The sequence below is a fragment of the Nitratireductor luteus genome, assembly GCF_026162365.1.
Lineage (GTDB): Bacteria > Pseudomonadota > Alphaproteobacteria > Rhizobiales > Rhizobiaceae > Chelativorans > Chelativorans luteus.
Genome location: NZ_JAOANW010000015.1, coordinates 127090 through 141060 on the forward strand (window position 1 = coordinate 127090; position 13971 = coordinate 141060).

Annotated in this window: 14 protein-coding genes; 6 read left to right on the forward strand and 8 right to left on the reverse strand. The window is 64.0% G+C overall.

Annotated elements, in window-relative coordinates; genetic code table 11:
* Window positions 1-4: 4 nt before the first annotated feature.
* The 5 genes from ccoN to N1058_RS19855 all read right to left on the reverse strand — a co-directional run bounded on the left by ccoN (window position 5) and on the right by N1058_RS19855 (window position 5076).
* On the reverse strand, window positions 5-1648 hold the full coding sequence (gene ccoN, locus N1058_RS19835; protein WP_265519321.1) for a cytochrome-c oxidase, cbb3-type subunit I: 1644 nt from the start codon (window positions 1646-1648) through the stop codon (window positions 5-7).
* Window positions 1649-1664: 16 nt separating this feature from the next.
* A complete protein-coding gene (locus N1058_RS19840) occupies window positions 1665-2126 on the reverse strand; it encodes an RrF2 family transcriptional regulator (RefSeq protein WP_265519322.1) in 462 nt (153 codons plus the stop codon).
* Window positions 2127-2130: 4 nt separating this feature from the next.
* Window positions 2131-2601 carry a hypothetical protein gene (locus tag N1058_RS19845; RefSeq protein WP_265519323.1) on the reverse strand — a complete coding sequence of 157 codons (471 nt, stop codon included), beginning with the start codon at window positions 2599-2601 and terminating at the stop codon, window positions 2131-2133.
* Window positions 2588-3043 carry a group III truncated hemoglobin gene (locus N1058_RS19850; protein ID WP_265519324.1) on the reverse strand — a complete coding sequence of 152 codons (456 nt, stop codon included), beginning with the start codon at window positions 3041-3043 and terminating at the stop codon, window positions 2588-2590. The genes N1058_RS19845 and N1058_RS19850 overlap by 14 nt, the downstream gene beginning before the upstream one ends.
* Window positions 3044-3132: 89 nt before the next feature.
* Complete coding sequence (locus N1058_RS19855) at window positions 3133-5076, reverse strand: heavy metal translocating P-type ATPase (RefSeq protein ID WP_265519325.1); 1944 nt, start codon at window positions 5074-5076, stop codon at window positions 3133-3135.
* A 251-nt stretch (window positions 5077-5327) separates the two neighbouring features.
* Here N1058_RS19855 and hemN point away from each other — a divergent pair, with 251 nt between their 5' ends.
* Together hemN and N1058_RS19865 are read left to right on the forward strand one after the other, a co-directional pair.
* Window positions 5328-6686 (forward strand): oxygen-independent coproporphyrinogen III oxidase, encoded by a 1359-nt coding sequence (hemN, locus tag N1058_RS19860; RefSeq protein ID WP_265519326.1) that lies wholly within the window; start codon window positions 5328-5330, stop codon window positions 6684-6686.
* Between the two features lie 77 nt (window positions 6687-6763).
* Complete coding sequence (locus tag N1058_RS19865; protein ID WP_338040704.1) at window positions 6764-6973, forward strand: DUF1858 domain-containing protein; 210 nt, start codon at window positions 6764-6766, stop codon at window positions 6971-6973.
* Between the two features lie 8 nt (window positions 6974-6981).
* Here the strand turns inward: N1058_RS19865 and N1058_RS19870 are convergent, their stop codons facing one another.
* Window positions 6982-7683, reverse strand: coding sequence for a Crp/Fnr family transcriptional regulator (locus N1058_RS19870; RefSeq protein ID WP_265519327.1), 702 nt, complete (start codon window positions 7681-7683; stop codon window positions 6982-6984).
* 118 nt (window positions 7684-7801) lie between these two features.
* On the opposite strand from N1058_RS19870, the gene N1058_RS19875 reads away from it, so the two are divergent.
* Both N1058_RS19875 and N1058_RS19880 read left to right on the forward strand, forming a co-directional pair.
* Entirely contained in the window at window positions 7802-8242 is a 441-nt protein-coding gene (locus tag N1058_RS19875; protein ID WP_265519328.1) for a pseudoazurin, read from the forward strand.
* A 97-nt stretch (window positions 8243-8339) separates the two neighbouring features.
* Complete coding sequence (locus tag N1058_RS19880) at window positions 8340-9515, forward strand: NnrS family protein (RefSeq protein WP_265519329.1); 1176 nt, start codon at window positions 8340-8342, stop codon at window positions 9513-9515.
* 51 nt (window positions 9516-9566) lie between these two features.
* Here the strand turns inward: N1058_RS19880 and N1058_RS19885 are convergent, their stop codons facing one another.
* Window positions 9567-9821 (reverse strand): DUF6455 family protein, encoded by a 255-nt coding sequence (locus tag N1058_RS19885; RefSeq protein WP_265519330.1) that lies wholly within the window; start codon window positions 9819-9821, stop codon window positions 9567-9569.
* Between the two features lie 74 nt (window positions 9822-9895).
* On the reverse strand, window positions 9896-10999 hold the full coding sequence (gene nirK, locus N1058_RS19890; RefSeq protein WP_265519331.1) for a copper-containing nitrite reductase: 1104 nt from the start codon (window positions 10997-10999) through the stop codon (window positions 9896-9898).
* Window positions 11000-11253: 254 nt separating this feature from the next.
* On the opposite strand from nirK, the gene N1058_RS19895 reads away from it, so the two are divergent.
* Together N1058_RS19895 and N1058_RS19900 are read left to right on the forward strand one after the other, a co-directional pair.
* Complete coding sequence (locus N1058_RS19895) at window positions 11254-12690, forward strand: YfcC family protein (RefSeq protein ID WP_265519332.1); 1437 nt, start codon at window positions 11254-11256, stop codon at window positions 12688-12690.
* A 10-nt stretch (window positions 12691-12700) separates the two neighbouring features.
* Window positions 12701-13933: an arginine deiminase gene (locus N1058_RS19900; protein ID WP_265519333.1), complete on the forward strand. Its 1233-nt coding sequence runs from the start codon at window positions 12701-12703 to the stop codon at window positions 13931-13933.
* The last annotated feature ends 38 nt before the right edge of the window (window positions 13934-13971 follow it).

A 13971-nucleotide genomic window follows, 5' to 3' on the forward strand; every position in this document is an offset into this window, starting at 1 on the left:
ATCCTTACTCCCCCGGCACGAGCGGACGGTCGGTACCGAGCGCTTCCGCGCGCCGGCTGAGTGGCAGCGGCTCGTGCCGGATCGTCATGAAGATGTTGTAGGTGCCGACCGCCGCACCGGCGAGGAAGAAGAGCCCGCCGAGGGTGCGCGCGATGTAATAGGGATGCATGGCGACCAGCGACTCGATGAAGGAGTAGGTCAACGTCCCGCTGTCATTGTAGGTGCGCCACATCAGGCCCTGGATGATGCCGGAGTTCCACATGGCGAAGACGTAGATCAGTGTGCCGATCACCGCGCACCAGAAGTGCACCTCCACCAGCGTATTGGAATACATGCGCGCCCGTTTCCACATGGCCGGCGTCAACGTGTAGAGCGCTCCGAAGGTGATCATCGCCACCCAGCCAAGCGCCCCGGCATGGACGTGGCCAACGGTCCAGTCCGTGTAGTGCGAGAGCGAGTTGACGGCACGGATCGCCAGGAACGAGCCTTCGAAGGTCGACAGGCCGTAGAAGACGGCCGCGACCATCATGAAGCGCAGCGTGGCATCGTCGCGCACCTTGTGCCAGGCGCCGTTGAGGGTGAGAAGCGCGTTGGCGGCCGAAGCCCAGGAGGGCACGAGCAGCACCACCGAGAAGGTCATACCCAGCGTCTGCACCCAGTGGGGCAGGGCAGTGTAGTGCAGGTGGTGCGAGCCCGCCCACATATACATGAAGGTGATGCCCCAGAAGCTGATGATCGACAGCCGGTAGGAATAGATCGGCCGTTCGGCACGCTTCGGCAGGTAGTAGTACATCATGCCCAGGAAGCCGGCGGTGAGGAAGAAGGCGACGGCGTTGTGGCCGTACCACCACTGTGTCATCGCGTCCTGCACGCCGGAAAAGGCGGAATAGGCCTTGGCGCTGCCGAAGGAGACCGGCACGGCGAGGTTGTTGACGATGTGCAGGACCGCCACGACCAGGATGAAGGCCATGTAATACCAGTTGGCCACATAGATATGCGGCTCCTTGCGGCGGGCGAGCGTGCGGATATAGAGCGCGAAATAGGCGACCCAGACGATGACCAGCCAGAGGTCGGCATACCATTCCGGCTCGGCATATTCCTTCGACTGGGTGATGCCGGCGAAATAGCCGGTGACGGCGAGCAGGCAGAAAAGGTTGTAGCCGAGCAGCACGAACCAGGGGCTCACCTGGTCGGGCAGGCGGGCGCGCGAGGTGCGCTGCACGACATGCAGCGAGGTGGCGATCAGCGCATTGCCGCCGAAGCCGAAGATGACGCCTGTCGTGTGCGCCGGGCGCAGGCGTCCGAAGCTCGCCCAGGCCGCGTCGAAGGTCAGTTCGGGCCAGGCCAGAAGCGCGGCCACCCACAGGCCGACGAACATGCCGAAGATGGCCCACAGCATCGTAAGCACGATGCCGAAGCGGATCGGATCGTCGTAATATTCGGCAAGCCGGCTCTCGTCCGGCTCTGGCGCGTCGAGATTTCGCAGAAGCGCGATCATCACGAGCGCGCCGAAGACTACGATCAGCAAGCCCTGATAACCCAGCACGTCGTTGCGGCCCGCGATCCCGAGCGCCGCACCCATCAATGTGACGAGCCCGGCGAGCACGAGTCCGATCTGTCTTTCCGTGGCGGTCAGTCCTGCGATCAAAGTCGTACCCCCTTGTCTATTCTGCCCTTTGCGGTGCCTTGCCGTGCTCCATTTGAAGCAGCAGGCCGAGCGCTTCTTTGTTCTGGATCAAATCCGCCAGCGAGTATTTGTCGAAGACGGCGAGATAGGCTTGGAGCGCCTCGTGCACGACCCCCTTCAGCCGGCATGCCGGGGAGAGAAGGCATGCGCCGCCATCCGTCTTCATGCATTCCACCATCGCAAAATCGTCCTCGGTGGCGCGGATGATGGCGCCGATATTGATGTCTTCCGGCCTGCGCGCCAGCGCGATACCGCCGGAACGGCCGCGCGTTGCCGTGATGACGCTAAGGTTGCGCAACTTCAGCGCCACCTTCAGGAGGTGGTTGCGCGAAAGCCCAAAGGACTCGGCCACCTGCTGGACCGTCACCGGCTCGCCGTCGCGAATGCCGAGCATCATCAGCATGCGCAGCGCATAGTCGGTGTGAAGCGTCATGCGCATGGGCCTACTCCGATGCCGAGGCGGCGGGTGGGCTGGCCAACCGCAGAAGGCTGCCGAGCCCGATGGCCAGAAGGAGCAAGGCCTTCACGACCTCCGCCGAGGCGTAGAGGAAATGGTACGGGCTGGACGGCAGCGGCTCGCCGGCAATGATTGCCGCCACGCGCGTATCGAGCACCGGCAGCAGCCAGAAGAATTCAGCGGCGAGCAGCGCAACGATGCTAATCGCCGCCGCAATCATCCAGCCGCTCAGGCGCGGCAACACGACAACGGCAAGAAGGAGCACGGCCGGAATCCATTCGATGCGCGAGAAGAGCGCAAAGGTGACGCGGCCGACATCCAGCGCCACCGGCAGGTCGAGCGAGGGCGCCTGGAACTTCACCGGCGTGGCCAGAAAGGAAACGCCGACGAGCATGCCGAGCCAGAAGAGCGCGACGAAGGCTGCGGCGGCGTGCACGAAGCGCTTATTTCCGGTCATGATCGGCAGGCTCCTTCCCGGCCGCATCGAGGGTGAAGAACATGGCAAGCTGCAGGCTTCTGGCGATCCGCTCGGCGCGGTCGATGAAGACGCCGGCCACCTCCGGTGAACAGCGGTCCTGCACGGTCTGGCGGAAGAGGCCGAGCCAGACGGCGAAGTCGGATTCTCGCACCTCCTTGAGCTTCAGGTGCGCCGGGACGGGACGGCCCTGATATTCCCCGGACTTCAGGATCACCGAGCACCAGAAGTCGGTCATCTTTTGAAGATGCGGCTCCCAGTCGCCGGCAATGTGGCGGGCGAAGATCGGCCCCAGCCCCTCGTCCTTGCGCACACGGGTATAAAAATCGCCCACGATCCCGCCTATGAAGGCGCGGTCGACGCCTTCGGTGGCAAGCGGTTCTTCCGGCTTTGGCCGTGCAGTTTCGATGCGGAGATTGCTCATGGATCATCCAATAAGTGGTAAATTTGATACCACTATTAACGGCCGATCAAACGGGCTTCAACGGAAGTGATGTCGCACCTGGCGGAACGTCATTGGCGCGGTATGCTGGTGGTCAAGGAAACCGACAGAGCCCGGTTCAACCCGGGACCGCTGCCTTCGCCGAGTGCCCGCAGGGCATTGAGAATGACCGCTATATCGATCCCTTCCTGCAGGAGGGCGCCCGCGACCGGCGTAATCAGGCCAAAGGCGGCGGCGATCATCGCCACTCCCGAGAGGGTTAGGCCGACGACGATGCTTTGCAGGGCGATCGCGCGCGTGCGGTGCGCGATCTGCAGGGCCTCGCCCACCGGGCGCAGGCGGTCGGTCAGGATCACGACATCCGCGGTTTGCGAGGAAGCGGTGGCGCCGCGCGCGCCCATGGCAACGCCAACCGTGGCAGCAGCCAGGGCGGGGGCATCGTTGATGCCGTCGCCGATCATCATGGTCGGCGCCTGCCGCATCTCATCTTTCACCGCTTTGACCTTTTCCGCCGGGCTTGCTTCGGCGATCACGGCATCGAGATCGAGCTGTGTGGCAACGCGTGCCGCAGCCTGGTCATCATCTCCTGTCAGCATGACCGTCCGGCCGATGCCGGACGCTTTCAAGGTGCGGAGTGTCTCGGCGGCGTCGCCGCGCAAGGCGTCGCCGAAGGTGAAGACGCCGGCAAGGCGGCCGTCAAGGACAACATAGACCCTGAGCACCGGCTGGCCGCCATAACGTCTTTCGCCGTCCGTTGCCCAGATCGGCGCGAGGCTGTCGCCCAATACGAGAGCGCGCGAGCCGGCACGGATCTGCGTTTCGTCAACAATGCCTTCCAGCCCGGCGCCGCGGTGTTCTTTCACATTGGCGGGATGTGACAACGGCAGATTGCGGGCACGCGCCTCGCCAGCGATGGCGTCCGCCAGCACGTGATGGGATGCCTGCTCCAGGGAGGCGAGCAGTCGCAGCACCTCCTCCGGGTCGCGGCCTGGTGCGGTCTCCTGTTCCACCAGCTGGGCGCCGCCGCGGGTGAGCGTGCCAGTCTTGTCGAAGACGGCGGTACGCGCTCGCGCAAGGGCTTCCAGCGCTTCGCTGCCTTTCATCAGAATGCCGGCGCGCGCTGCCCGCGAGACACCACCGATGAACGCGACCGGGGCTGCGAGGATGAGGGGGCAAGGTGTTGCAACGACCAGAACGGCGAGCGCGCGGACAGGATCGCCCGAGGCATACCAGGCGAGCGCGGCGACAATCAGCGTGACCGGCAGCAGGAGAAGGGCAAAGCGGTCCGCCATGCGGATGAATGGCGCCTTGGCCGTCTGGGCAACGGCAACCATGCGCACGATTCCTGCATAGGTGCTCTGGTCAGCGGGAGCCGACGCTCGCATCGTGAAAGCCTCACCGGCATTGACGGTACCGCTGCGGAGGAAGTCCCCCGCGCGCCGGTTTTCCGGCAATGGCTCGCCGGTGACGGCTTGCTCATCGATTTTTGCCGTCGGGTCGAGCAGATGGCCGTCCACCGGAAGCACATCGCCGGCGCGAACGAGAATCTCGTCGGCAACATGAACATCCTCGACCGGAATCGTCTCGACCGCTTCCGCGGATTTCCGGCGCGCAAATCGCGGCGACCTGTCGGTCAGCGCCTTGAGGTTGCGCTCGGCCCGGCCGCGCGCGAAGTCTTCCAGCACGGTGCCGCCGGCATACATGATCGCCACCACGACCGCTGCAAGCGACTGGTCGAGCAGAAGCGCCGCCGACATCGAAGTGAATGCGATCGCATCGACGCCGAACCGACCGATCCAGAAGTCGCGCAGGATCGAAATCAAGAGAACGGCCACGACGGGCAGCGTCGCTGCCGTCCAGATCATCTCCGGCCGAAGGGGAAGAAAAGCGTCTGCACGAAAGCCAAGCTGCAGGGCCAGGCCGCTTGCCAGTCCCAGTATCGCAGTTGCGAGCAATATGCGCCTGAGAAGAGATTCGGAAAGGGCCCAACCCCCAGCGCCAGCCGGATCGCCCACGGGCTAAAGTTCCCGCCACAGCACGGCAGTCACAAGCGCAAAGACACGCTCGAAGGGCAATTCGATTGCGTCACTTCGACTGCTGTTGTCAGCGACGATTTGGCTCACGCTCGGATTTCTCATTCGCATCACCTGCCTGATTTCCTCCCGGAGGGGATGCATTCCGGAAGAGGAGTGCGCGCGCCTTGATCTACGTCAAAGCCGGCCGACCCGATCGCGGGCAATCGACCCCGGTGAAGAGAGGATCAGTCATGCAGCGGGCCGGTGAACCGTGGAACGGAACGGGGCGGCTCTCCGAAGCCGTGCCGCGCTATACGAGCTATCCCACTGCGCCGCATTTCCACTCCGGCATCGATGGGGCGGTCTTCAGCGGCTGGCTGAGGGAGATCGGGGCGGGCGAGGAGATCTCGCTCTATGTGCACATCCCCTTCTGCGACCGCCTGTGCTGGTTCTGTGCCTGCCATACCAAGATGACGCGGCGCTACGAGCCGGTGGCGGCCTTTCTGCAGGCATTGCACCGGGAGATTGCCATGGTCGGCGGTCTGGTCGAACAGGCGCGCGTGCGGGCCATACACTTCGGCGGCGGTTCGCCCACCATTCTGCGGCCTGAAGACATTGTTGCGCTCGATGCGGCGCTGCGCAGGGGATTTGATGTCCGTTCGGATGCCGAGATCAGCGTCGAGCTCGATCCCAGCGACATGGACGAGGGGCGCTTTGACGCTTTCGCCGCTATCGGCATGACGCGGGCGAGCCTCGGCGTGCAGGACTTCGCGCCCAAGGTACAGAAGGCCATCAACCGCGAACAAAGCTTCGCACAGACCAAGGCGGTGGCCGACGGAATGCGCGCCCGTGGCGTGGCTTCGCTCAATCTCGATTTGCTCTACGGCCTCCCGCATCAGACGGAGAAAAGCCTTGAGGAGACGATCCGGCAGGCGCTTCTTCTCGCGCCGGACCGCATCGCGCTGTTCGGCTACGCGCATGTGCCCTGGTTCAAGAAGAACCAGACCATGATCGACGAGACCTGGTTGCCGGGACCGGAAGCGCGGTTTGCCCAGCAGCAACGCGCCGCCCGCATCGTCGCTGCCGCCGGTTATCAGCCGATCGGCCTCGACCATTTCGCCAGGCTCGGCGACTCGATGGCCATTGCCGCGCGCGAAGGCCGGCTTCACCGCAATTTCCAAGGCTACACCGACGACCCGTGCAGGACGTTAATCGGCCTGGGACCTTCGTCCATTTCCAGGCTGGAACAAGGTTACGCGCAGAACGTCACCGCGACACCCGCTTACGAGCGCCTGGCCAACGCGGGTAAGTTTGCGACCGCGCGGGGGATCGCCTTCAGCGGTGAGGACCGCGCGCGCGCCTGGGTGATCGAGCGCCTCATGTGCGACTTTGCTTTCTCGAGCGAGGAGGTGGTGCGCCGGTTCGGCGTGACTGGCCGTATTGTTGTCGAGGAAGCGGAGGCAGTGGCAGAAGAGGACGCGCGGATGCTTGTCCGCCAGGGTGAGTTTTTTGTCGTACCCCAGCAAGGGCGGCCCTTGGTGCGGTCCGTCGCCGCCCGCTTCGATCAGTATCTGGCAAAGAGCACGGCGCGGCACTCGGCGGCCGTTTGAGAATCGATCTTCTTTGCGCAAGCACAAGGACTTGCGGTGCGGCACGGACGACAGTGCCGTCTGCAAGGAGAGCAGCCGTGCGAAAGGTGTATCTTAACCCGGATATGACGCTTGAGGAGATCATGCGGGCCTGGCCGTCCGCCATCTCTGTCATCCTGCGCTATCGCATGCTGTGCGTCGGCTGCCCCATAACCGCATTCCACACCGTCACTGAGGCTTGCCGCGAGCACAGGATAGACGAGGGTGACTTCCTGGAGGAGTTGCGGGCGGCAATCGCGGGTGGTTGAGGAACCGGCTACCGCTTTTCGCGGCTTTCCGCCTTCAACATCAGGCGGTGCGGGTCGGAAACGGTCACGCGCTTGCGTCCGCTCGTGACGATTCCCTCCCCCTCCCATGCGCTCATCAGCCGACTAACCGTGTGCAACGTCGCGCCGGTCATCTCCGCGATGTCCTGCCGTGTAATTGGGAAATCGATCTCTATTCCCTCACCGGTCTTCCGGCCCGTCTGCCTGACAAGGCGCAGGAGAGCGTGCGCCACGCGCTGCTCCACCTGCTCCGTCGACATCTCGACCACGCGTGTATGCGCCTCCTGCAGGCGGCTGCCGACGGTCCTGTAGGTGTTGGCGCCAAGCGCGGGAAAGCGCGTTGAAAGCTCCGGCCACAGCGCGCTCGGCCAGGCCAGCACCACGCAATCCACCGCGGCAATTGCCGCCGCGGGATAGGTCGTGCGGCCAAGGGCGGCGGCGATGCCGAAGACCTCACCCTCGCTGATGTAGCGGACAATGACCTGTTGGCCTTCCGTCGTGGTGCGCACCACGCGCACATGCCCGTCGAGCAGGACGAAGAAGAGATGCGCCTCCGCCTCCTGCTCGAAAATCGGCTTCTCTCTTTCGAACCGCAAGGACCGGGCGGGGGCGAGCACTTGCTCGAGCTCGTCCTTTTCGAGGCCTTCAAAAGGAGGCAGACCGGCAATCAGCGATGCATCGAGCTTCGGCACGTCATCTCCGGGCGGTTCGGTCAGATATTTCCACTCACTTTGCGCGAGCGCAAATTCTCTGCCTGCTCTCAGCGATAGACAGGATGCAACACCCGAGACCGATAGGAAAGGAACCGAAATGAAAAAGACAATGCTCGCCGCAGCCTGCGCCCTGCTCGCCGTGACCGGCGCTGCAGGCGCCGAGGAGCATGTGATCGAGATGCTGAACAAGGGCGAGAGGGGTGCGATGGTTTTTGTGCCGGACATCGTCCGTGCGGCGCCTGGCGACACGGTCCGCTTCGTGGCCGTCGACAAGGGCCACAACGCGGAGACGATCAAGGGGATGGTCCCCGAAGGAGCGGAAGGTTTCAAGGGCAAGATCAACGAGGAAGTCACGGTGAGGCTCGCCGAGGAAGGTATCTACGGCATCAAATGCGCACCCCACTATGGCATGGGCATGGTTGCCCTGATTACCGTCGGTGAACCCGTCAATGCCGCCCAGGCGGAAACGGTGAAGCATCCCGGCAAGGCCGGTAAGGTCTTTGCCGAGCTGTTCGGGCAGGTCGTCGCCTCGAAGTGAGGCATGGCGCCGCTACGGTCTTCATGGCGATGTGACGATACGGCCGGGACAAGCACGAGCCAGTGCTGCCCGGCCGTTTTTCCATTGGAGTGTATTCATGGCCATTCCCAGGCTCCGGGCCTTCGAGGGCCCCGCCTTGCTTTCCTACGGCTTCCGGCCGTTTTTTCTCCTGGGCTCGCTCTATGCCGGCCTTTCGATTCTCGTGTGGGTGCCGCTTTACACCGGCGCGCTCGACATGCGCATGCTGTTTCTGCCGGTGGACTGGCATATCCATGAGATGCTGTTCGGCTATCTCGCGGCGATCGTCGCCGGCTTCCTTCTGACGGCGGTGCCCAACTGGACGGGCCGGCTGCCCGTGCAGGGCCTGCCGCTTCTCGTGCTCGTCCTGTTGTGGGGTGCGGGACGCTTCGCCGTCTGTCTGTCGGTTTCGCTCGGCTGGCAGCTTACCGCCGTCATCGATTGCGCCTTTCTCGCCGCCCTCGGCCTGGCGATCGCCCGCGAGATCGTCGCCGGCAGGAACTGGCGCAATCTCAAGGTCCTCGTGCCGGTTGCGGTCCTTCTCCTCGCCAACGGTCTTTTCCACATCGAGGCACAGTTCCATGGCGTTTCCGACATCAGCCGGCGTCTGGGGCTCGCTGCGGCGATCACCCTGATCATGCTGATCGGCGGCCGCATCATTCCGTCCTTCACGCGCAACTGGCTGGTGCGGGAGAATCCGGGTCGGCTGCCGGTTCCCTTCGGGCGGTATGATGGCCTTTCCATCGCCGCTTCCGTCCTGGCGCTGGCCGCGTGGACCGTCGCGCCGGAACACGCGGTTTCCGCAACGCTTTTGGCGCTCGCCGCCATCCTGCAGGCCGGGCGACTGGCGCGCTGGGCAGGCGAGCGTACCTGGCGCGATCCGCTGGTCGCGGTGCTTCACCTTGCCTACGCTTTCGTTCCGCTCGGCCTCGGGCTGCTTTCGCTGGCGATTTTCGCACCCGGCGTCTTTCCGGTGGCGGCGGGAATGCATGCGCTGGGTGGTGGTGCCGTTGGCGCCATGACACTTTCGGTCATGGTCCGCGCCACGCTCGGGCATACAGGTAGGGCGCTCGAGGCTGGCCCCGGGGCGTTGAGCGTTTTCGCGGCTGTGTTTTCAGGCGCGCTGTTGCGGATACTGGCAGCCTTCGACCCGGAGATGCTCTGGATCTCACTTGCCGGGCTCGCCTGGGCGTCCGCCTTCCTGGGTTTTGCCGGTATCTACGGGCGGGCACTGATGAGCCCCCGCAGGCCGTAAGCCAGTCATCGGGCAGAGGTACCAGGCACAGCTTCGCCTTCGCACATGGCCCTACGGCCGCGTTTGGCGGATTCGTCCGGCGTTCGGGCAGAACTCGGGCGGGTCGATGCGTGCGATGCCGTCGTGGATGTCGAGCCACAAACGGCATTCCTCGCCCGCCTTGCAGAACATGCAGCCACGGATTGCCGCAGCAAGTGTGAGGCCCAGCCGATCCGCTGCGAGGGCGGCGAGATCGACGCCGCACCGTTCGAACATGTCGTTCATGTTGCGCGCCTTGGTTTCCATATGGTCAGCCAGCTTTCCCATCACATTCCTCCTGCGAGAAGAAGACGGCCCAGCGCGATGCGCCGGGCCGTGGTTGCACAAGCCGGATTGCCGGCTCAGTTGGTCGCGATTGGTCGCGGCGCGTCGACCTGCTTCATCAAGTCGTCGTTCCACTCGCCCTCTACCATGATGTGCGCGGCCGCTCCCAGCTCGATCGCCTCGATGAGGTTGTGATTGACATAGGCATAGAGGCCGGGCTGCAGGAAGGTGTAGGTCGCCGCACCCGCCGAGCCGCCGCGGATGAACCAGGTCTCGAGATCCCTGGCGGGCGGGTTGGCGAACTTGCCCTCATCCCAGACATGGTCGCCATGGCCGCCGATCAGGTGGGGCCGAGTGTCCCGGTTTGCCTGCGCGTGGACGATCATCACCGTCTCGCCAACCTTGGCGGTCAGGGCGTTGTCGCCCGTCAGCGCACCCTTGGCCCCGTTGAAGACGACATGTGTGGGCACCAGACCGCGCATCACCTCCACCGTGTCGGCATACGCATCACCCGCCGACTCGTAGCCCTTGAAGTTGCCATCCATATCGCGTGGGACGTAGAAGTCGTTCTCCCCGATATAGTAGATGCGGTCGTAGCGGATGGGCTCGCCCTTCTCGTCCGTCAGCCCCTTGCGCGGCAGGACCATGATCGCGCCGCTCATGCCCGAGACCACATGCCAGGGTGTCATCGGACCGCCCGGCGCGCAGTGATAGACGAAGACGCCCGCGCGGGTGGCCTTGAAGCGCAAGGTGGTCTGCTCGCCGGGATTGATCAGGGTCAGCTCACCGCCGCCCATGGCGCCCGTGGCAGCATGGAAGTCGATGTTGTGGGCGAGGCCGTTGGTCGCCGGGTTGACCAGCGTGAGCTCCACATAGTCGCCCTCGTGCACCACCATCATCGGTCCGGGGACCGAGCCGTCGAAGGTCATGGCCTGGAAGGTCGTGCCGTCCTCGTCGATGACGATCTCCTTCTCCTGAATGGTCATGGTGAACTTCACGACCTTCGGCCCGCCGGTCGCCACCTGCTCGTGATCATGCACGAAGGGCGGCGGGACCAGCGCGACCGTCTGGCGCGGCAGGGCGTCGGCTTCGTCTGCTAGAACGGGCGACGCCGTGAAGGGCAGGGCACTCAGCATGGCGGCTGTGGCAACGCCCAGCAGTGCTTCGCGACGCGTGAACATTTCGGTCTCCTTGTAGTGTCTGGTTGTCGATGACGAAAACGCTACAGGCAGACCGGCCGAAGTTCTTTGCTCTGGCGCAAATACCTTGACTGCCATTTCCGACCTGGTGGGTATGCGAAAGTAGTGTCTCGGCTTCTGCGTCAGGCTTCTTCGGAGACGTTGCGCTGGATCAAAGTTTGTGCGGCCCGTTCGAGCTAGGGAATTGACGACTGCCGAAAGGGCGGTCCCGTCAATTCTTTCCAGGAGACGCAGTCATGGCCATCGCCAGCGACGCAACCGAGCCGCGGAGGCTCCCCTTTCCATCGGCCTTCACCATTCTGTTCGGCCTTATCATCCTCGTTGCCGCGCTCACCTGGGTCATTCCGGCCGGGCAGTATGAACGCTCCTTCAACACCGCGCTCGATAGGGAGGTGCCGGTCGCCGGTACCTACCAGACGACGGACCCAAACCCGCAGGGCATTTTCGACGTGATCATGGCGCCGATCGCCGGTCTCTACGATCCGGCGAGCGGCACGGCCAATGCGATCGACGTGGCTCTGTTCGTGCTGGTCATCGGCGGCTTTATCGGCGTGGTCGCCTCCACGGGTGCCATCAACGCCGGCATCGGCAGCACGATGACGGCGCTGCGCGGCCGGGAGAAGTGGATGATCCCGGTCCTCATGGGCCTCTTCGCCTTCGGCGGCACCACCTACGGCATGGCCGAAGAGACGCTGGCCTTCTACATGCTGCTGATCCCGGTCATGATCGCGGCGCGTTATGACGCAGTGACAGCGGTGGCGGTAATCCTGCTCGGCGCGGGCGTCGGTGTGCTTGGCTCGACGGTGAATGCGTTCGCCACGGTGATCGCGTCGGATGCCGCCGGTATACCCTTCACGCAGGGTATCGTGCTGCGCTTCGTCATCCTCGGTCTCTCATGGCTCGCCTGCGTCATCTATGTGATGCGCTATGCCGAGCGCGTGCGGCTCGATCCCACCAAGTCGCTCGTCTACGATCGCAAGGCCGACAACGAGAAGCACTTCCTCGCCGGCCACGAGAACGATGCCGCACTCGAATTCACCGGCCTGCACAAGATCGTGCTGGCGCTCTTTGGTCTGACCTTCGTGGTGATGGTATGGGGCGTGCTTTTCGGCGGCTGGTGGATGGGCGAGATGACGGGCCTGTTCCTCGCCTCCGCACTTCTCATCGGCATTATCGCACGGACCGGCGAGCAGAATTTCGTCGATGCTTTCCTGAACGGCGCGCGCGATCTCCTGGGCGTTGCCCTCATCATCGGGCTCGCTCGCGGCATCGTCGTCATCATGGATGCGGGCAAGATTACCGACACCATCCTGCATTGGGCCGAGGTCTCGGTCTCCGGCCTGTCGGCGGTGGTGTTCGTCAACGTTATCTACTGGATCGAGGTGCTTCTGTCCTTCTTCGTGCCCTCGTCCTCCGGCCTCGCCGTGCTCAGTATGCCGATCATGGCACCGGTCGCGGATTTCGTCGGCACGGGCCGCGATCTCGTCGTCACCGCCTATCAATCGGCCAACGGCCTCGTGAACCTCGTCAACCCGACCTTCGCCGTGGTGATGGGTGCGCTTGCCATCGGCCGGGTGCCCTACGAGCGCTGGCTCGCCTTCATGTGGCCGCTGCTTCTCATCCTGTCGGCGATCATCATGATCTGCCTCAGCGTCGCAACGATCCTGGCCTGAGGAGACCGACATGACCCTTGTCTATGGGGTGCATTCCGAGGTGGGCCGGCTGCGCCGCGTCATGGTGCACCGGCCAGGCACCGCGCTGGCTCGGCTGACGCCGTCCAACTGCCACGAGCTGCTGTTCGACGACGTGCTGTGGGTGAAACAGGCCCGTGTCGAGCACATGACCTTCGTCGATGCCATGCGCTATCGCGGCGTGGAGGTGGTCTTCCTGCGCGAAATGCTGACGGAGACCATGCGTATCCCGGAGGCGCGGCGCTGGCTGCTCGACCGGCGCGTCAACGACAATACGGTCGGCGTCGGCCTTGCCGACGATCTGCATGCTCACCTGATGGAGATCGATGCCGATGCGCTGTCGAGCATCCTCGTCGGCGGGTTGAGCAAGGTCGAATTGCCAATGAAGGCAAACAGCGTGGTGGCTTCGGTGCTTGCGGCGGAGGATTTCGTCCTCCCGCCGCTGCCCAACCATCTCTTCACCCGCGATACCACCTCATGGATCTACGAGGGCGTGACGCTCAATCCGATGCGCTGGAACGCGCGGCAGTTGGAAACGGTGAACATCGCCGCCATCTACCGCTTCCACCCGGACTTCCGGGACGCCGGCTTTCCCATTTGGTTCGGCGACCCCGACCGCGGCTTTGGCATGGCCACGGTGGAAGGCGGAGACGTGATGCCTATCGGCAATCGCGCGGTATTGATCGGCATGGGCGAGCGCACGACGGCCCATGCCGTGGGCCAGGTCGCGCGCTCCCTCTTCGCCCACGGAGCCGCCGAGCGTGTCATCGCCTGCAAGCTGCCCAAGGAGCGGGCGAGCATGCATCTCGACACGGTTTTCACCTTCTGCGACCGCGACCTCGTCACCATTTTCGCCGAAGTGGTGAACGGCATCGAGACCTATTCCCTTCGCCCCGGCGAAAAGCCGGGTACGGTGGACGTCCGCGTCGAGGAACAGCCACTGACCGAGGTGGTGGCCGGCGCACTCGGTCTTCAGAAGTTGCGCGTCGTGGAGACGGGTGGTGATGCCTACGTCCAGGAGCGCGAGCAGTGGGATGACGGCAATAATGTCGTCGCGCTCGAGCCCGGCGTCGTCGTCGGCTACGACCGCAACGTTTACACCAACACGCTTCTCTATTCGGCGTGTTCAGGTCAAGCGCTTCGAGCCTTTCCATATGCCCGGCATCGACGTCTTTCGCAGGCCCTTGCTTCTCTACGGGATCGGCGCATTGCCCTCCCAGCATAGGATCAGGAGAATGAGGCAGTCCCATCTTTTGAGCGTCC